Origin of the sequence: Ruegeria arenilitoris (assembly GCF_013030265.1) — a bacterium.
GTDB lineage: Bacteria > Pseudomonadota > Alphaproteobacteria > Rhodobacterales > Rhodobacteraceae > Ruegeria > Ruegeria arenilitoris_E.
In genome coordinates, this window is the sequence record NZ_WPZQ01000004.1 from 354,173 (window position 1) to 370,222 (window position 16,050).

General features: G+C 55.5%; 18 protein-coding genes. 11 read left to right on the forward strand and 7 right to left on the reverse strand.

Annotation, left to right across the window (positions count from 1 at the left end):
* The first annotated feature begins 9 nt into the window (after positions 1-9).
* Positions 10-936: a hypothetical protein gene (locus GOX61_RS09380; RefSeq protein ID WP_170333106.1), complete on the forward strand. Its 927-nt coding sequence runs from the start codon at positions 10-12 to the stop codon at positions 934-936.
* Between the two features lie 552 nt (positions 937-1,488).
* Positions 1,489-1,734 carry a hypothetical protein gene (locus GOX61_RS09385; protein ID WP_170333108.1) on the forward strand — a complete coding sequence of 82 codons (246 nt, stop codon included), beginning with the start codon at positions 1,489-1,491 and terminating at the stop codon, positions 1,732-1,734.
* Positions 1,735-1,788: 54 nt separating this feature from the next.
* On the opposite strand, the gene GOX61_RS09390 is transcribed toward GOX61_RS09385, so the two are convergent.
* Positions 1,789-3,333 carry a trimethylamine methyltransferase family protein gene (locus GOX61_RS09390; protein ID WP_170333109.1) on the reverse strand — a complete coding sequence of 515 codons (1,545 nt, stop codon included), beginning with the start codon at positions 3,331-3,333 and terminating at the stop codon, positions 1,789-1,791.
* A gap of 439 nt (positions 3,334-3,772) precedes the next feature.
* On the opposite strand from GOX61_RS09390, the gene GOX61_RS09395 reads away from it, so the two are divergent.
* The gene (locus GOX61_RS09395) at positions 3,773-4,288 is read left to right on the forward strand and encodes an outer membrane protein (RefSeq protein ID WP_155141962.1); all 516 of its coding nucleotides are present in this window, start codon (positions 3,773-3,775) and stop codon (positions 4,286-4,288) included.
* Positions 4,289-4,294: 6 nt separating this feature from the next.
* Here the strand turns inward: GOX61_RS09395 and GOX61_RS09400 are convergent, their stop codons facing one another.
* Together GOX61_RS09400 and GOX61_RS09405 are read right to left on the reverse strand one after the other, a co-directional pair.
* Positions 4,295-5,482 (reverse strand): pyridoxal phosphate-dependent aminotransferase, encoded by a 1,188-nt coding sequence (locus GOX61_RS09400; RefSeq protein WP_170333111.1) that lies wholly within the window; start codon positions 5,480-5,482, stop codon positions 4,295-4,297.
* Between the two features lie 59 nt (positions 5,483-5,541).
* On the reverse strand, positions 5,542-5,886 hold the full coding sequence (locus tag GOX61_RS09405) for an MmcQ/YjbR family DNA-binding protein (protein ID WP_170333114.1): 345 nt from the start codon (positions 5,884-5,886) through the stop codon (positions 5,542-5,544).
* Positions 5,887-6,102: 216 nt separating this feature from the next.
* Here GOX61_RS09405 and cysS point away from each other — a divergent pair, with 216 nt between their 5' ends.
* The 3 genes from cysS (at position 6,103) to GOX61_RS09420 (ending at position 9,991) form a co-directional block, all read left to right on the forward strand.
* Positions 6,103-7,506 (forward strand): cysteine--tRNA ligase, encoded by a 1,404-nt coding sequence (cysS, locus tag GOX61_RS09410; protein WP_170333115.1) that lies wholly within the window; start codon positions 6,103-6,105, stop codon positions 7,504-7,506.
* A 71-nt stretch (positions 7,507-7,577) separates the two neighbouring features.
* A complete protein-coding gene (gene cimA / locus GOX61_RS09415; RefSeq protein WP_170333117.1) occupies positions 7,578-9,212 on the forward strand; it encodes a citramalate synthase in 1,635 nt (544 codons plus the stop codon).
* 2 nt (positions 9,213-9,214) lie between these two features.
* Complete coding sequence (locus GOX61_RS09420; protein ID WP_170333119.1) at positions 9,215-9,991, forward strand: squalene/phytoene synthase family protein; 777 nt, start codon at positions 9,215-9,217, stop codon at positions 9,989-9,991.
* Here the strand turns inward: GOX61_RS09420 and GOX61_RS09425 are convergent, their stop codons facing one another.
* Positions 9,992-10,582 (reverse strand): YceI family protein, encoded by a 591-nt coding sequence (locus GOX61_RS09425; RefSeq protein ID WP_170333120.1) that lies wholly within the window; start codon positions 10,580-10,582, stop codon positions 9,992-9,994. It abuts the gene before it with no gap.
* 93 nt (positions 10,583-10,675) lie between these two features.
* On the opposite strand from GOX61_RS09425, the gene GOX61_RS09430 reads away from it, so the two are divergent.
* The gene (locus GOX61_RS09430; protein WP_170333122.1) at positions 10,676-11,092 is read left to right on the forward strand and encodes a MarR family winged helix-turn-helix transcriptional regulator; all 417 of its coding nucleotides are present in this window, start codon (positions 10,676-10,678) and stop codon (positions 11,090-11,092) included.
* Here GOX61_RS09430 and GOX61_RS09435 read toward each other — a convergent pair.
* A complete protein-coding gene (locus GOX61_RS09435) occupies positions 11,089-12,309 on the reverse strand; it encodes an MFS transporter (RefSeq protein ID WP_170333124.1) in 1,221 nt (406 codons plus the stop codon). The genes GOX61_RS09430 and GOX61_RS09435 overlap by 4 nt on opposite strands.
* Positions 12,310-12,405: 96 nt before the next feature.
* Here GOX61_RS09435 and GOX61_RS09440 point away from each other — a divergent pair, with 96 nt between their 5' ends.
* Genes GOX61_RS09440 through GOX61_RS09450 form a run of 3 tightly spaced genes read left to right on the forward strand, consistent with a single transcriptional unit; the run spans position 12,406 to position 14,191 of the window.
* Complete coding sequence (locus GOX61_RS09440) at positions 12,406-13,038, forward strand: DNA-3-methyladenine glycosylase family protein (protein WP_170333126.1); 633 nt, start codon at positions 12,406-12,408, stop codon at positions 13,036-13,038.
* A complete protein-coding gene (locus tag GOX61_RS09445) occupies positions 13,035-13,700 on the forward strand; it encodes an alpha/beta hydrolase (protein ID WP_170333127.1) in 666 nt (221 codons plus the stop codon). The genes GOX61_RS09440 and GOX61_RS09445 overlap by 4 nt, the downstream gene beginning before the upstream one ends.
* A gap of 2 nt (positions 13,701-13,702) precedes the next feature.
* Positions 13,703-14,191 carry a GNAT family N-acetyltransferase gene (locus GOX61_RS09450; protein ID WP_170333129.1) on the forward strand — a complete coding sequence of 163 codons (489 nt, stop codon included), beginning with the start codon at positions 13,703-13,705 and terminating at the stop codon, positions 14,189-14,191.
* On the opposite strand, the gene GOX61_RS09455 is transcribed toward GOX61_RS09450, so the two are convergent.
* Positions 14,188-14,613: a VOC family protein gene (locus GOX61_RS09455; protein ID WP_170333131.1), complete on the reverse strand. Its 426-nt coding sequence runs from the start codon at positions 14,611-14,613 to the stop codon at positions 14,188-14,190. The genes GOX61_RS09450 and GOX61_RS09455 overlap by 4 nt on opposite strands.
* 31 nt (positions 14,614-14,644) lie before the next feature.
* The gene (locus GOX61_RS09460; RefSeq protein WP_155141938.1) at positions 14,645-15,250 is read right to left on the reverse strand and encodes a pseudouridine synthase; all 606 of its coding nucleotides are present in this window, start codon (positions 15,248-15,250) and stop codon (positions 14,645-14,647) included.
* Positions 15,251-15,462: 212 nt separating this feature from the next.
* Here GOX61_RS09460 and GOX61_RS09465 point away from each other — a divergent pair, with 212 nt between their 5' ends.
* Positions 15,463-16,050: an HNH endonuclease gene (locus tag GOX61_RS09465; RefSeq protein WP_155141950.1), complete on the forward strand. Its 588-nt coding sequence runs from the start codon at positions 15,463-15,465 to the stop codon at positions 16,048-16,050.

Sequence of the window (16,050 nt, forward strand, 5' to 3'; positions counted from 1 at the left end):
GGTTTCATGATGAGCAAATCAGTTGCACGAATGCCCAAAAGGGCACAGGTATCGAACCCAGATCAGGGTGTCTTAGACCTCGCCGTTGAGTGCCAAATCGAAAGTGATGGAGTAGGAATGGGGGTCCTCAAGGACGGCACCCCTTTCTTAAATCAGCGTGGGCTTGCAAGACTGTGCGGGGTTCAAAACAAGTATATTGGCCTTATATCCTCGGGATGGGATAGCTCCGAACCCAGCGCTGCGGTTAAGCGAATTAAGGAAATCCTGTTTGAACAGGGTGTCGATTTCAGCACCGCAGCTCACGAGACTTTCTTCGGAAATGTTCGAGTTCTGGCATACCCAGATGAAATCTGCATGGCGACCTTGGAGTACTACGCCTTTGAGGCGAACTTACAGGGACAATCCATAGCTCTCGACAGCTATCGTCGCCTAAGCCGCTTTGGCCTAAAGCAGTACATCTACACCCGGACTGGGTATTCCAATCGTCAAGAAGAAGACATGTGGCGTATCTTCAAAGATCGCGTCAGTCTTACTTACGACGCTGTCCCTGAGGGTTTCTTTGGTGTGTTTAAAGAACTAGCAGACCTTATCGTCACATTGGGAATGAAAGGACTGCACATCGACGAGAAGTTTGTGCCGGACATTAGCGTTGGGCAAGCATGGTCGAAACACTGGAAAGAACGTGGTTTGGAAATGCGTTTCGGTGCACGTCGGAAATATGCCCATAACTACCCCGATTACTTTCCACAGGCAGTTTCTAATCCGCAACTTGCGTCTTGCTACCCAGAAGATGCGCTCGGTGAATTCCGCCGTTGGTTCAGGCATGACTACATCGGTGATGGGCGCTTCAAAAGATACCTTAGCAAAAAGGTTAAAGAGCGTGGCCTTCCAGAAGGCTACATCGAACGTGCGATGGTTGCGCTGAACAAGGAGTAGCTGAGTTTAGCGCCCCGGCAACCCGGGGTGCAGGGGTCGGATAGCTGCCACAGGTACCGACCCCGACGAATACGGAGCAAGGCAAAGCCTGAGACTTACCAAAGGCGCCTTGTTCCACTCGGCCGACATGCCCGTGTTGGCCGGGAACAGGGTGGGGCGGAATATCAGTCCTTCCCACTCTCTCACGGGACGGGTGCGCTCGTCCCAGGCGACGTCCAGGCCGCAGGCAAAAAAACACCGGGCGGTCAACGAAATGAGCCTGGATGGCGAAACTGACAGGGGGCTTCGGCCCCCTTTCTTTTTGCCAAGGTGAGTCGCCTGATTGAGCGGTGGCCCGCCAGATCGCGCTTTGGTCGTAGGGGGAGATTTGCCGAATCGTGATTCTGCGATTTGGGCCAGCAAGAGGCCGCACTGCAGTCAGCAGTAAACGGGCGGGCTTTGGCGCGAATCACAGGATATACTCACCTAGCGATGACAGCGGTCTCTTAAAGGGTGTTTCTGGTGCCTGTCCGGATGGACTACCACTCAAAACCCCTACGAGGAGATATCACGATGAAACCGCAGAAAATGGCCGTACTCGCCGCAGTTGCAGTTGGATTTCCGGCCCTTGCCCTGGCACAGTCGAGTGCAGACGCCAACGGAGACGGCGTTCTGACCATCGAAGAAGTGCAAGCTGTTCTGCCAGATATGGATGCTGATGGCTTCTCGACATTGGATACCAATGGCGACGGTGCGCTTGATCAGGCTGAGATAGCGGCCGCTCAGGAGGCAGGCCTGCTGCCAGCAACAAACGGCTAAATACAGGCTTAGGCAAGGCGGCCCGATTCTTTCGGGCCGCCTGTTTTCAATGGGTTATTGCGGCAAGTGAATGTTGAACTTGCTCCGAAGCTCTGCATCCAGCAGCGGGTCAAATCGCGCCTGCGACGGCGTCGCAAGGATCTCTTCCTTGCGAGCAATTGCTTTTTCAATAAGATCCGGCTTGCCCAGTTCAGACCACTCTTTCGGCGATGTCCGGTCGCCGAGTGTCGGATACACATAATCCACCTGCATACGGCCAAGAGTGGCATCAGTGCCCAGATAATGACCGGGTCCGCCAAGGCACACTTCGGCGATTTGATCCAGCGCCAGAGTGTCGTCGTTTACTTCGATTCCCCGAACACAACGAAGTGCCTGACCAATCAGATCGTCGCTGAGAATGAGGCTTTCGAAACAGAATCCCAGCAGGGATGAATGCATACCGGCCGCTTCATAGACCATGTTCAGACCTGACAGACCGGCCATGACGTTCGAACACATCTGTTCCCAGCCAGCCTGCATATCGGGGAGTTTTGCATCGGATGCGCCTGCAGCTGCACCGCCTGGCAGTCCGTAGAACTTATGCATCTGAGCGCACCCTGCACTCAAAAGCGCTTGTTCACCGGAACCTACCGACATCGCTCCGGTACGCAAATCCAGACCAAAGGGCCAAGTGCCAAAAATCGCGGGGGCACCGGGTTTTACGGCATTTACATAAACCAAACCAGCCAGGCATTCCGCGGTTGCCTGAGTGATTGCTCCGGCGATTGTAGACGGCGCGGTTGCACCCGCCATACCTGCGGAAAGCAGCAGAACAGGCATACCGGCCTTGATGCATTCCTCCATAACTTCGCAGCTTTCAGTTGCGAATTTCATTGGTGGAACGACAAAGCAGTTGGAGTTCGACACAAATGGACGTTCGCGCCACTTGTCTTCACCGCCAGCGATCATGTGCAGCATTTCCACCGCCGGAGCGACATAGCTGGGATCGGTGAACGATGTACCAATATGTTTGAATGTACCCGAACAGCAAGCATAGATGGTGTTCAGATCCATCTCGCGGTTGTCCAGAATGTCACGGCAAACCATCGGACGCTGAACGAAATGGATATTGTCCAGACTATCGCAGATACGGGATGCGTCATGCAGGTCCTGAACCGTTGAATCACGGTACTCGCGACCATGCACATCGACCATGTGTACTGCAGCGCCGGCGGTTCCATAGTGGACGCGGTTGCCCGAAAGCTCGAGGTCAGTTTTGCCATCACGGCTATAAAGCGTGACCGAACGGTTTGCTTTGGCCAGCATGTCCTCGACCAATGCGCGCGGGAAGCGGATACGTCCGTCATCCCCGAGAATACAGCCTGCGCCGACCAGATAGTCGATGCCGCTTTGCGGTGCATCGGCAAGGCCGATCGTCTCAAGTGCTGTCAGGGCGGCGTTGTGTATACGCTCCATATCCTGCTGGCTGAGAGGTTTGTATGTGCCACCTTCCATGCCTGGGCGTACAGGGCGCAGGTGGTCGGGCAGGGCGGCGGCACGCGCTGCACGACGGGCAGAGCGTCCGCCGCTACGAGAAGAGCTACGGGATTGATCGTTCATGTGAGTGTTCCGAATGTTATTGAGCTAGTTTGGGATTGGCTATCTCAATAGGATTACGGCCGACCACGTGCCGCACGCCCGCGATCTGCGCCGATTGTACGGCTTACCAGACGGATTTTCCAATATTCGCCGCGCATTCCGGCCCTCGGTTATTCACAGGTTGTGTATGGCACCGCATACCGACGCGATCTATCCTGTTTACGACCTGTTTTTGAGAAACCTGATTTAAGATCGGATCAGCGAAAGCGACCAAGCTAGCGTAACTAAAATGAATACCTGAAGTTTTTTTCCCGTTTTGAGAGAAATCTGTTAAACTATCTTCACTTAGTGAAAGTGAATTGTGAATTGAATTGAGGGTTTAAGCCCCCATATCCGTGCCAAAGCGGTAGTCGCACTTAGGGCCTCAGACGGTTCTGATGCGAAGTACTTGGAGAGGCGTATGAAACGATTGACGGCCATGATTGCTGCGTTGCTGCTTGTCGGCACCGCACCCGCTTTTGCCGAAGATTGGACGGGCGCCTATGCGGGATTCAGCTTTGGCTACACAGATGCCGATGGCCCGAACGGATCCAGCGGAAACGACACCACCTTTGGCCCTCACATCGGGTACGATTACGATTTTGGTGATTTCGTTCTGGGTGGCGAACTTGAATATGATCCATTGAACCTGAGCTTGGGTTCTGAGGGCAGCTTGGACGGCGTCACGCGCCTGAAGCTGCGTGGCGGGTATGATTTCGGTCCTGCGCTTGGTTATGTCGTGGTTGGTGCCGCTCGTGCGGATACATCGAATGACAGTGATACCGCAGCAGTCTATGGTATCGGCGTCGCATATCCCATTGGCGAGAACTTTGTGATCAGCGGTGAAGCTCTGAGACAGAACTTCAGCGATGTGACCCGCTCAAATGGTGATCTCGACGCAAACACCTTTAACTTGCGCACGACATTCCGGTTCTGACCACGTCTATTCGGCGGCGTGCTGACCTGCGAGCTCGGATGCAAAATCACACACAGTCTGTAGCGCAGCAGCAAACCTGTCATCGTCAATTGTCATCGCAACGCGAATATGTCCCGCTGCGGCGGTGCCAAAGCTCTCGCCTGGCATGACCGCGATGGCGTGGGTATCGAGCAGAGCATTTGCGAACGCCTCGCCGCTCATTCCGGTCGCTCTTATATCCAGCATCAGGTACATCGCACCCTGCGCAGGAACGAGGCCTACTGTGTTTTGTCCACCCAGAACCTGCATGGCCAAAGAGCGTCTGCGGCGGAACGGCGCTGCGACCTCTTCCTCCAGACCGTCACCCGTTGTCAAAGCATAGCTCGCGGCATCCTGGATAAAGCCCGGAACCCCATAAGTGGTGTGTGTGGCCAAGTTGATCAGATGCTGAACAACTTCTTCCGGACCCACAATCCAGCCGCAACGAGAGCCGGTCATCGCATGAGATTTGGACATGGATCCGACAACCAGCGTACGCTCGGCCATGCCGGGCAGGGCGCGTGGTGACAGGTGCTCACCTTCCCAGACCTGCGTATCGTAGACCTCGTCCGAGATCAGCCAGAGATCGCGTCGCTGGCAGAGATCAGCAATTTCGTTCAGCGTTTCGCGGGAATACACAACACCTGTTGGGTTGTTCGGTGTGTTGATCAGAAGCGAAACAGCGCCCTCAACGTGTGGCTCAATCAAATCGGCACGTGGCTGAAATGCATCTTCAGCGCGGGTTTGCACCGCTTTTGCAATCGCGCCCGCTCCACGAATGGTGCCGGGGTAGGTCGCATAATAGGGGTCAAGATAAAGGCCCACATCACCCGGATCACAAACTGCTGTATGAGCCGCGAACAGTGCAGACTGGCCACCCGGCGTGATCAGCACGTTGTGTCGCGTCGTGGGTACCCCGGTACGGTTTTGTATCCGAGCGGCGACTGTGTCGCGCAGCAGATCTGTGCCGGGAACCATGGCATATCCAGTATGCCCGTCGCGGGCAGAGCGATCCATTTCAGCCAGAATCGTCGCATCGGTGCGAATGTCATGTTCACCAATCGTCAGCTCAGTCACGGCATGACCTTCTGCGATCATCCGGCGCGCACGATAAAACACATCCCAGCCGTCAGATCCGCCGCCGGTCAAATGCGTGATACGATGCGACAGTTTCATTGCGCGCCTCCCTTGCAGCAATTCAGGCCGAATGGGACAGAGCGCCGGTGATTTGTCAATCAACTTCGCGCCGGTAGTGTCGCCTGCAATTTTTTCGTGAGCGAGGCGCGTACGATATCATAAGACGCGGTCAGCCGGTGGCGCATCTCCTCGGCTTCGGTATCCCATGGCAGCCGAATCCAGCTGCGATGAAAATAGGGGGCTTTGGTGCCGACGCCCGCGTCGATCAGCATTTGAGCCGTTTCGATATCCGGCGTCTTTACAGAAACCCCATCCCCCACTGATCCGACGCAGGCAAACATCTTGCCGCCCACTTTCCACGCATCATGCCCGCCACCCCAGGGGTCGGACAGTTCGGCCCCAGGCAGGTCTTCGCAAATGGAATTCACGTACTCTCGGCTCATGAAAGACAGGTTGCCGGTGCAATCAACGAAACTCAAGGCTTGGCTCAGGCAAAATCACGTGATATCCGCACACCATGAACCCGATGACCTGCATCATTATCTGCTGCATTACCTGCTGATTAATCAAGCGGGCCGGTTTCTTTCGTTTTCATCCCTGAGACAAGTTGCTAAGCCCGCGCCAACGCGAGAAGCTATGCTGTTCTTAGGAGCCGACCGATGACGACGATCAAACTGCACAACACACGGACGCGGACGAAAGAGGATTTCGTGCCGGTCGATCCAGCAAATGTGCGGATGTATGTCTGTGGGCCTACCGTCTATGACCGGGCACATCTGGGAAACGCCCGACCAGTCGTTGTATTCGACGTGCTCTATCGGTTGCTGCGTCACGTATATGGCACAGATCACGTGACCTATGTGCGCAATTTCACGGACGTGGACGACAAGATCAACGCCACGGCGCTGTCGCGTAAACAGGCCGGTGCGGAAGGGTCGCTGGAGCAGCTGGTGCAGGAGCGTTCAGACGAAACCATCGGCTGGTATCTGCATGATATGGGTGCATTGGGCGCGATGGAGCCCAATGAGATGCCACGCGCGACCGAATACATCGCGCAGATGATTGCAATGATCGAAGATCTGATCGCGAAAGGTCATGCTTACGCTGCGGATGGCCATGTCCTGTTTGCCGTAGACACATGGAAAAAAGACTATGGCAAGCTGTCAGGCCGTTCTGTTGATGACATGATCGCAGGCGCTCGGGTCGAGGTAGCGCCTTACAAGAAGAATCCGATGGACTTCGTACTGTGGAAGCCCTCGACTGACGATCTGCCGGGTTGGGACAGCCCGTGGGGTCGTGGACGTCCGGGTTGGCATATCGAATGCTCGGCCATGAGTTATGAGCTGCTGGGAGCGAGCTTTGACATCCATGGCGGTGGCAACGACCTGATGTTCCCACATCATGAGAACGAGATCGCCCAGAGCTGCTGCGCACACCCCGAGGGGGAGTTCGCTCGGTACTGGCTACACAACGAGATGCTGCAGGTAGAAGGCAAGAAGATGTCCAAATCACTGGGCAACTTCTTCACCGTGCATGATTTGCTGGAACAAGGTGTGTCCGGCGAAGTTATCCGGTTTGTGTTCCTTCAAACTCATTATCGCAAGCCAATGGATTGGACAGAGAAGAAACGAAACGATGCCCAAAAGGAGCTTGGGAAATGGCATCGCATGAAGGGAGACAACGAGCCCGGAGAAGTGCCACCTCAGATATTGGAGGCCCTCGGTGACGATCTAAATACGCCTAAAGCAATATCTGAACTTCGGAAACTGGCCGACAATGGTGATATTCCGGGTTTGCTCGCGGGGATGGAAATCATGGGGCTGAAAACCGTCAGCAGCGAAATGCTTGACCTCATCCGGGATAGCGAGCGTGAGCTACTTGATGAATTGCGCCTGAACTTTGCCAATGCACGGGAAGTTGCAAAGCAGACTAAGGACTTCTCAGAAGTAGACAGGCTCAAAAATGCGCTCATCGCGGCTGGTGTGGAAGTGCGGATGAGCAAAGAGGGCGTCGAGTTGGTGCCCGGATCGGGCTTTGATGCGGCAAAGTTGGAGAATGTCTGATGGCTGATCCAAATCATTCCTGTTGCGACAAGCAGGCGTAATTGATGACTGAGGGCCAGCGGGAGCAAGCAATGACTAAAGAACGCCTCTACCTCTACGACACCACCTTGCGTGACGGACAACAGACGCAGGGTGTGCAGTTCTCGACTGTGGAAAAGGTCCAGATTACGCAGGCTCTGGATGAATTGGGGGTTGATTACATCGAAGGCGGCTGGCCCGGCGCAAACCCCACGGACAGTGCGTTTTTCGATGCGGCCCCTAAAACCTCAGCCACGCTGACCGCATTTGGTATGACCAAACGATCAGGCCGGTCAGCAGACAATGATGATGTTCTGGCAGCTGTGATGAATGCCGGAACGCAGGCGGTGTGTCTGGTGGGCAAATCGCACGACTACCACGTGACCCAAGCGCTTGGCATTACGCTTGAGGAAAACACGGAAAACGTTCGGGCATCGGTCGCACATATTGTGGCGCAAGGGCGCGAGGCGCTGTTTGATGCCGAACATTTCTTTGATGGCTACAAGGACAACCCGGCCTATGCGACCGAAGTATGTCAGGCTGCGTTGGAGGCTGGCGCAAGGTGGGTGGTGCTGTGCGATACCAATGGCGGTGCGCTACCTGCAGAAGTGGGCAAGATTGTCTCTGAACTGATCGCTGCAGGTTTGCCAGGAGATCGGTTGGGCATTCACACCCACAACGATACCGAAAATGCGGTCGCCTGCTCTTTGGCTGCCGTTGATGCAGGGGCGCGTCAGATTCAGGGAACATTGAATGGGTTAGGCGAGCGTTGCGGTAATGCCAATCTGACCGCTTTGATCCCGACATTGTTGCTCAAAGAACCGTACGCATCACAGTTTGACATCGGGGTCAGCCGTGAAGCGCTGGTTGGTCTGACTCGGACCAGCCGGATGCTGGATGATATTCTGAACCGGGTGCCCAGTAAGCAATCTGCTTATGTAGGAGCATCGGCCTTTGCCCACAAAGCGGGCCTGCATGCCAGTGCAATCCTCAAGGATCCGACGACGTATGAGCATGTTGATCCGGCCACTGTCGGCAATTCGCGCATCATCCCGATGTCCAATCAGGCAGGGCAGTCAAACCTGCGCCGTCGTCTGAGCGAAGCGGGCCTGACTGTCGAAGCGGGTGATCCTGCGCTGGGACGTATTCTGGAACGGATCAAGCAGCGCGAAGCCGAAGGCTATTCCTACGATACCGCTCAGGCCAGTTTCGAGCTGCTGGCGCGAGATGAACTGGGGCAGTTGCCACAGTTCTTCGAGGTCAAACGCTACAAAGTCACTGTCGAACGGCGCAAGAACAAGTACAACAAGATGGTCAGCCTGTCCGAGGCCGTTGTTGTGGTCAAAGTTGACGGAGAAAAGAAACTGTCCGTCAGCGAGTCTCTTGACGATTCCGGCGGTGACCGTGGTCCGGTAAACGCGCTGTCCAAGGCGCTGGCCAAAGATCTGGGGCAGTACTCTCCGATATTGGATGATATGCATCTGGTCGACTTCAAAGTGCGCATAACTCAGGGTGGTACCGAGGCGGTCACGCGGGTCATAATCGACAGCGAAGACGGGCAGGGCCGGCGTTGGTCGACTGTCGGCGTCAGTGCGAACATAGTGGATGCCTCGTTTGAGGCACTGCTTGAGGCGATCCAGTGGAAGTTGGTGCGCGACTGCAAAACACAGTCGGCGGCTGCGGAGTGACTGTGAAGTTCGATGATGATGTAAAGGCCTGCGCGGGGCTTGTTCATCGCGCTGATCCCGACCGTTTTATGGCTGCGATGGCTGCCCCGGTTGCTGCGCGATCGGTTTTGTTTCCTTTGTATGCGATGAATGTCGAAGTTGCGCGCGCTCCCTGGGTCACTCAGGAGCCCATGATCGCAGAAATGCGGCTGCAATGGTGGCGCGATGCACTGCAGGAAGTTGCCGAGGGGCCGACCGTGCGCAGGCACGAAGTAGTCACACCATTGTCGCGTGTGCTGTCCCCCCACTTGGCGGCGCAGTTGGATGAATATGTGGCCGTAAGGCGTTGGGATATTTATCGAGATCCGTTCGAAGACGAGGAGCATTTCGACAGCTATATCGATCACAGTGCCGGAACGTTGATGGTTGTCTCGGCACAAGCCCTTGGTGCTGCCGATGAAACGGTTCTGCGTGACTTTGGATACGGTGTTGGTGTCGCCAACTGGTTTCGGGCGATCCCTGATCTCGAGGCGCGAGGTCGGATACCTTTGCTCGATGGCACCCCGGATGGGGTTCGCATGTTGGCGCAAAAAGCATTGCAACGATTGATGAACGCTCAATCCAACCGAGCGGCAGTTTCAAAGGATGCTTGCCCGGCACTTTACGCGGGCTGGCAGGCCGAATGGGTGTTGAAGAAAGTGATCGCACAGCCTGAGCGGGTTGGCCAAGGTGCGCTTGGTCAGGGAGAAATTCGCCGCCGCTTGTCTCTGATGACAAAGGCGGCGACGGGACGCTGGTAGTTATTCCCAGCCACCTTCACGAAGTTCGGCCGAGATTTTGAGTTTTACCGAGTCAGATGTGCCGGGGGCGAACATACCAACACCATAATCGCTGCGCAGCAACAGCCCTGTTGCTTCAACACCGACCCAATCACCTTGATAATAATCGAAAAAGCCGCCTAGCGGATGGGTGCCCATGAACTTGAGTTCGATATCCAAAGCTGCAGGTTTGGTCTGATCCTTGATCGTCAGGTCACCGATCATGCGCAATGTGTCTGCACCCGTCTGCACGGCTGAGGTCGAGACAAATCGGATCTCCGGAAAATCCTCGATCGCGAAGAAGTCGTTGCTTTTGAGGTGATCGTTGAGCGGCCCCCAGCCAGTTTCGAGGCTTGAGGCATCAATGGTGATGTCGGCGCTGGTTGCAGCAACGTTTTCTGGATCAAATTCTACAGTACCAGAAAGGGCGGTCCATTCGCCGGATTGCTCGGTCAGCCCGGCGTGATTGTAGTAGAAGCGGACTTCGGTATGGCTTTGGTCGAAGTGGTAGGTTTCTGCAACGGCGGGTGAGGCCATCGCGAGTGTTAGAGTGGTTGCGCGCAAAAAGTTCATGGTGTTTCTCAGATTTGCTGTGGTTGATAAATAAAGATGTAAATGCATCTATAATGATGCGCAAAGCAAAAATACAAAGCTCGCGGAGGCGTGATGAGCGGATTTGAGAAGAGAGAAGCAGCCTGGATCGCACTGAACCGGACGCGCACGCGGATATTTGCAAGGGCAGAACAGGCACTGGTGGCGGCGGGATATCCGCGCCTGCATTGGTATGACGTCTTGTGGGAGCTCGAGCGAAAGCCGGAAGGTTTGAGACCCAAACAGCTGGAAGAGCAGTTGCTATTTGATCAATCCAGTTTTTCCAGACAGGTCGCGCGTATGGCGGAAGAGGGCTTGCTGACACGACACGCTGTCTCAGGTGACGGTCGTGGCCGCATTTTGCGGATAACCGGGAAAGGCCGGAAGTTGCGTCAGCAGATGTGGGAAATCTACCGGATACACATCGACGAAGGCATTGCTGAAGCTCAGCAAAGCAAAGCGTTCAAAGCAATAACCGAGCTTGGTGATTAAACTGTTCGCGGGCGCATTGTCAGCCACAATAGCGCGCCACCTGCCAGTGTGAGCAACGGAATCATCGCCAGATTCACAGCTGTCCAGCCTTCGATCGGCGAACCGCCAGAGCAGTTCATCAATCCGCCCGAGGCGAGTGAGGCCAGTGTCACGCCGCCAAACACCAGAAGGTCATTTAGGCCTTGCATCCGACCACGTTCATGAACTTCGTGCGATGCCGCCAGCATGCTGGTTGCGCCGATAAAACCGAAGTTCCAACCAACTCCCAATAAGATCAGCGCGACGAAGAAGTTTCCGAGATCCACACCCTGCAAGGCCACAACACCTGCACCTGCCAGAATGGCGAGGCCAAGCGCTACAATCTTTTCAACACCAAAACGCGCGATTAGGTGCCCGGTGAAGAAGCTTGGTACATACATTGCCAGAACATGACTTGTGACAACATCGGCGGCGTCATTCGCTGTATAGCCACACCCGACCACAGCCAGCGGCGTCGAAGTCATGACAAGGTTCATCAAAGCGTAAGAGACCATTGCGCAGATGATAGCGACAGCGATGCGTGGTGTTTTCAACAGTTCCAACCGTGTTCGCCCTTTGGGCGTATCCGCTGTTGGGCGGGGTGGCGTTGGAATATCCAGGAAAAAGAATAGCGCCGATCCAATAACGTTAACGGCGATTACGGCGATATAGGTGCCGAGAAACGGGATTACATAGGACTCAGCGGTCAGTTTGACGATCTGCGGACCGATGATTGCCGCTGCCAATCCACCCGCCATGACATACGAAATCGCTTTGGGCCGGAACTCATCCGAAGCGGTGTCGGCGGCTGCAAAACGATAGAACCCATGGGCACTCATGTAGATGCCGGTCAGCAGGCTTCCCAACAGGAATATCGGAAATGACCCAAGGTACAGGCCATAAGCACCTACGACACCACCACAGGCACCAGCGGTCGCACCAACTAGGAATCCGACGCGACGCCCCCATCGTTGCATGATCGCCGAAATCGGTGTCGCTGCCAGCATCGACCCCAGGACGATGAGCGAGATTGGCAGGGTTGCAAGGCAGGGATTTGACGCCAGAGACTGCCCTGCCAGTCCACCCACGATAAAGATCATCGGCATCTGAGCGCCGAGGATAGATTGCGCAGCTACCAAAACGGCGACGTTGCGTTTGGCCTGTCTGTTGTTGGGCGGAGTGGTGGCGGTCATTGTCATGGGCATATGCGTATCGGCGAAAGCCGTTACTTACAAGCGGGTTGCATATGCGGCAAAGCCGCCTAACGTGCGGCGTGTATCTAAGGTGGAGAACTCATGGCCGTCGGTCGCATTATAGAAACGCCAGAATGCGTGGAAGAAGGGGCTGAGTGGCTGGCAACGGCCTGTCCGCGTATGGCTTATGCGATGCAAAAAACGGGGCCGTTGCCTCTGCGGCGTCGGCCAGACGGATTCTCTCAGTTACTGAGTGCGATAGTAAGTCAGCAGGTCAGTGTTGCCTCGGCCAATGCCATCTGGAAACGCCTTAAGGACGCAAAGCTGACGGGTCCGCGCAAGATCATGTGGTCAACCGATGATGATTTGCGGGCTGTGGGTTTGAGCAGGCAGAAAATCCGGTATGCCCGTGCGTTGGCCGAAGCCCGTATTGACTACACAGCGTTGAGGGATGCGTCCGATGAGGAAGTCGTTGCAGTCCTGACCGAAGTGCCCGGCATCGGTGTTTGGACCGCCGAGATTTACGCCATGTTCTCTCTGGGGCGTGCGGACGTGATCGCGCCGGGTGATTTGGCCCTGCAGGAGGCCGCACGTATCCTCTATGACCTGCCGAAACGTCCGACGGACAAGGAATTGCGGTTGATGGCCGAAGCCTGGTCACCCTGGCGTTCGGTTGCGGCGCGGGTTTTGTGGGCCTATTACCGGGTGGCCAAAGAACGAGAAGGGATCAGATGACACGGGTTTTGAATGCGCTCCGAAAAGAGCCGGTTTCGGGCGACACGCGCTCGGTCGTGGTGTTCGTGCACGGATATGGTGCCAACGGGGCCGACTTGCTGGGTCTTGCCGATCCGCTGGGCGAGCATCTGCCGGACACATTATTCGTGGCACCTGATGCCCCGGAACAAATCCCCGGTATGCCCAATGGGTACCAGTGGTTTCCGATCCCCTGGATCGATGGTTCGTCCGAGGAAGAAGCGCGCCGTGGCATGGAAATGGCGGTTGAGGATTTCAACGCTTTCCTCGATGCCTTGATGGTGGACGAGGATGTGTTGCCAGAGCAGGTGGTTCTGTTCGGATTCTCACAAGGCACAATGATGAGCCTGCATGTTGCTCCTCGCCGGGAAGATCCGGTGGCTGGTATCGTCGCTTTCTCGGGCCGATTGCTGGAGCCCGACTTGCTGCCTGACGAGACTGTCAGCCGGATGCCAGTTCTTCTGGTGCATGGTGACGCAGATGATGTTGTGCCGCCCCAGTCTTTGCCTGAAGCCGCTGAGGCATTACAAAGCGCTGGGTTTCAGGAAGTTTACGCTCACGTAATGAAAGGCACAGGCCATGGGATTGCACCGGACGGTCTGAGCGTGGCGTTGGCCTTCATGCGCGATAAATTGAGCCTTTAGCAATGATCGCCGTTCGCCCGATGATGCGAGAGGATGTGGCAGACGCCTGCCGCATTCTCAATCAGATCATCGCGATCGGCGGTACGACCGCGTTTGAAATCCCATTTTCTGAGCCACTGTTCACGCAGAGCTATCTTGATGGAACAGATAAGATCTGTTGTCATGTTGCCCTTGATGATCAGGGTGAAGTTGCTGGTTTTCAATGGCTTGGGGCGCATGATGCGCTGCCTGATGACTGCGCGGATATAGCAACCTTCACGCGACGCGATCCGGTTCTGAAAGGCGCGGGTCGTGCATTGTTTTCCGAGACCTCAAAAGTGGCTTCAGCGCTAGGATTTTCCGCGATCAATGCCACTATCCGGGCCGATAATGTATCGGGCTTAAGCTACTACGATAAGATCGGATTTCAGGACTACTCGGTTGCATATGGTGTGCCGCTGCGCGACGGAAAGCCAGTGAACCGGATATCCAAGCGTTTCACCTTGCGTTAGTCCCAGAGATGACCCTCGGCAAACTCGACTGAATTCCCTGCCGGGTCACGAATATACAGTGATTTCGCCCCGCCGGGCCACTCGAACTCTGCATCGACCGGGATGTTCCAGTTGAGCAGATGCTTACGCATTGCATCAATTTCATCCCTAGTCAGAACCAGACAAACATGTCCGGCTCCACGCGCACCATGTGGAGGAACAGGCAGTTCTGGGTTGTTTGGCGGTTGCTCGGTTTGTTCCGGGTTGAACAATAACAAGACAGCGCCGCCGACGCGGTAAAAGACGTGACGATCCTCAACACGCTGAATGCGTGTCAGCCCCAGTATCTCACCATAAAACCGTTCAGCTGCATCCAGATCATCGACATACAACGCAGCCTCCAGAATGGCGGAGGGGGTAGGTATCTCCGGCGTCACTTTCATAAAATTAGTTTAGCGGAAATAAGGGCTTCTGTCACCGGCGAGGGCGGCGATCCCTTTTGCGCTGCGGTGCCGAGTTCAATGTGGGCATGGGCAGGCTGTCCCATTGGCCGGGTTCCAACCCCTCCAAAGTCCAATCGCCGATGCGTGCACGGATCAAACGAAGGGTAGGGTGTCCAACCGCTGCCGTCATTCGACGAACCTGACGGTTTCGACCTTCGCGCAAGGTCAGTTCAATCCAGCTGTCCGCAACAGTCTTTCGCTCACGAATTGGCGGGGTGCGTGGCCACAGATCTTCAGGTTCATCTATCGCACGTGCCCGGGCAGGGCGTGTTGGACCTTCCTTGAGTTCAACACCGTCTCGCAACGCCTTGAGGGCGGCAGCATCTGGAACACCTTCGACCTGAACCCAATAGGTCTTGGCCATCTTGTGTTTTGGGTCTGATATCTGGGCCTGCAGACGGCCATGGTCTGTCAGCAGCATCAGACCTTCGCTATCCCGATCCAATCGACCAGCCGGATAGACGCCGGGCAGGTCGATAAAATCCGATAATGTGCTACGCGGCGATTCCGAGTTCGCACGGTCCGTGAACTGCGGCAGCACATCAAAGGGTTTGTTGAATCGGATGAACCAGGACATGCCCCGCCATAGCCTGAGCGACACACAGTGCGCAACCTGTGGATAACTGTCATGTCACTGTTACGGATTCGGCTTACCCAATCTTCGACATATTGTGGAAACTCAGGGCTTGTCAGAGTTTTAACACGATATATAGTCATAGTAAGACCGGGGCGGGTGCTCCCCGCTCTGGTGTCACAAACGGGCAGCTGAGAGCGAGGAGCGATTCTGTGATGGACGGAGACTTCAGGACCGAATTTGTCAGGGAACCCGGTGCACTAAAGCATCATCCGGCATTGGTTTTGAACGCCGATTACCGCCCCTTGTCATACTATCCGCTTTCGTTGTGGCCGTGGCAGGAGGCGATCAAAGCGGCATGGTTGGATAGGGTCGATATCGTCGCCGAATATGACGAAGTTGTCCGCAGTCCCAGTACCGAAATACGAATACCTTCGGTCGTTGTCCTTAAAGATTACGTAAAACCCAGAAAGCGCGTGGCCTTCACGCGCTTTAATTTATTTTTGAGGGATGAATTCCGTTGCCAGTACTGTGGCAGCCGTGGGGATCTGACCTTTGATCACGTCGTACCGCGTGCCGCAGGCGGGGTAACGAGCTGGCAGAATGTTGTGGCTGCGTGCAGCCCCTGCAACCTGAGAAAAGGCTCAAAATCGCTCCGGCAGGCGGGTATGACATTGCGCAAGCCGCCTCGGCAGCCGGATGCCGAGGCTTTACGCAATATCGGCCGTAAGTTTCCGCCAAACCACCTGCACGACAGTTGGATCGACTTCCTGTATTGGGATGCGGAACTGGACGAAATCTAA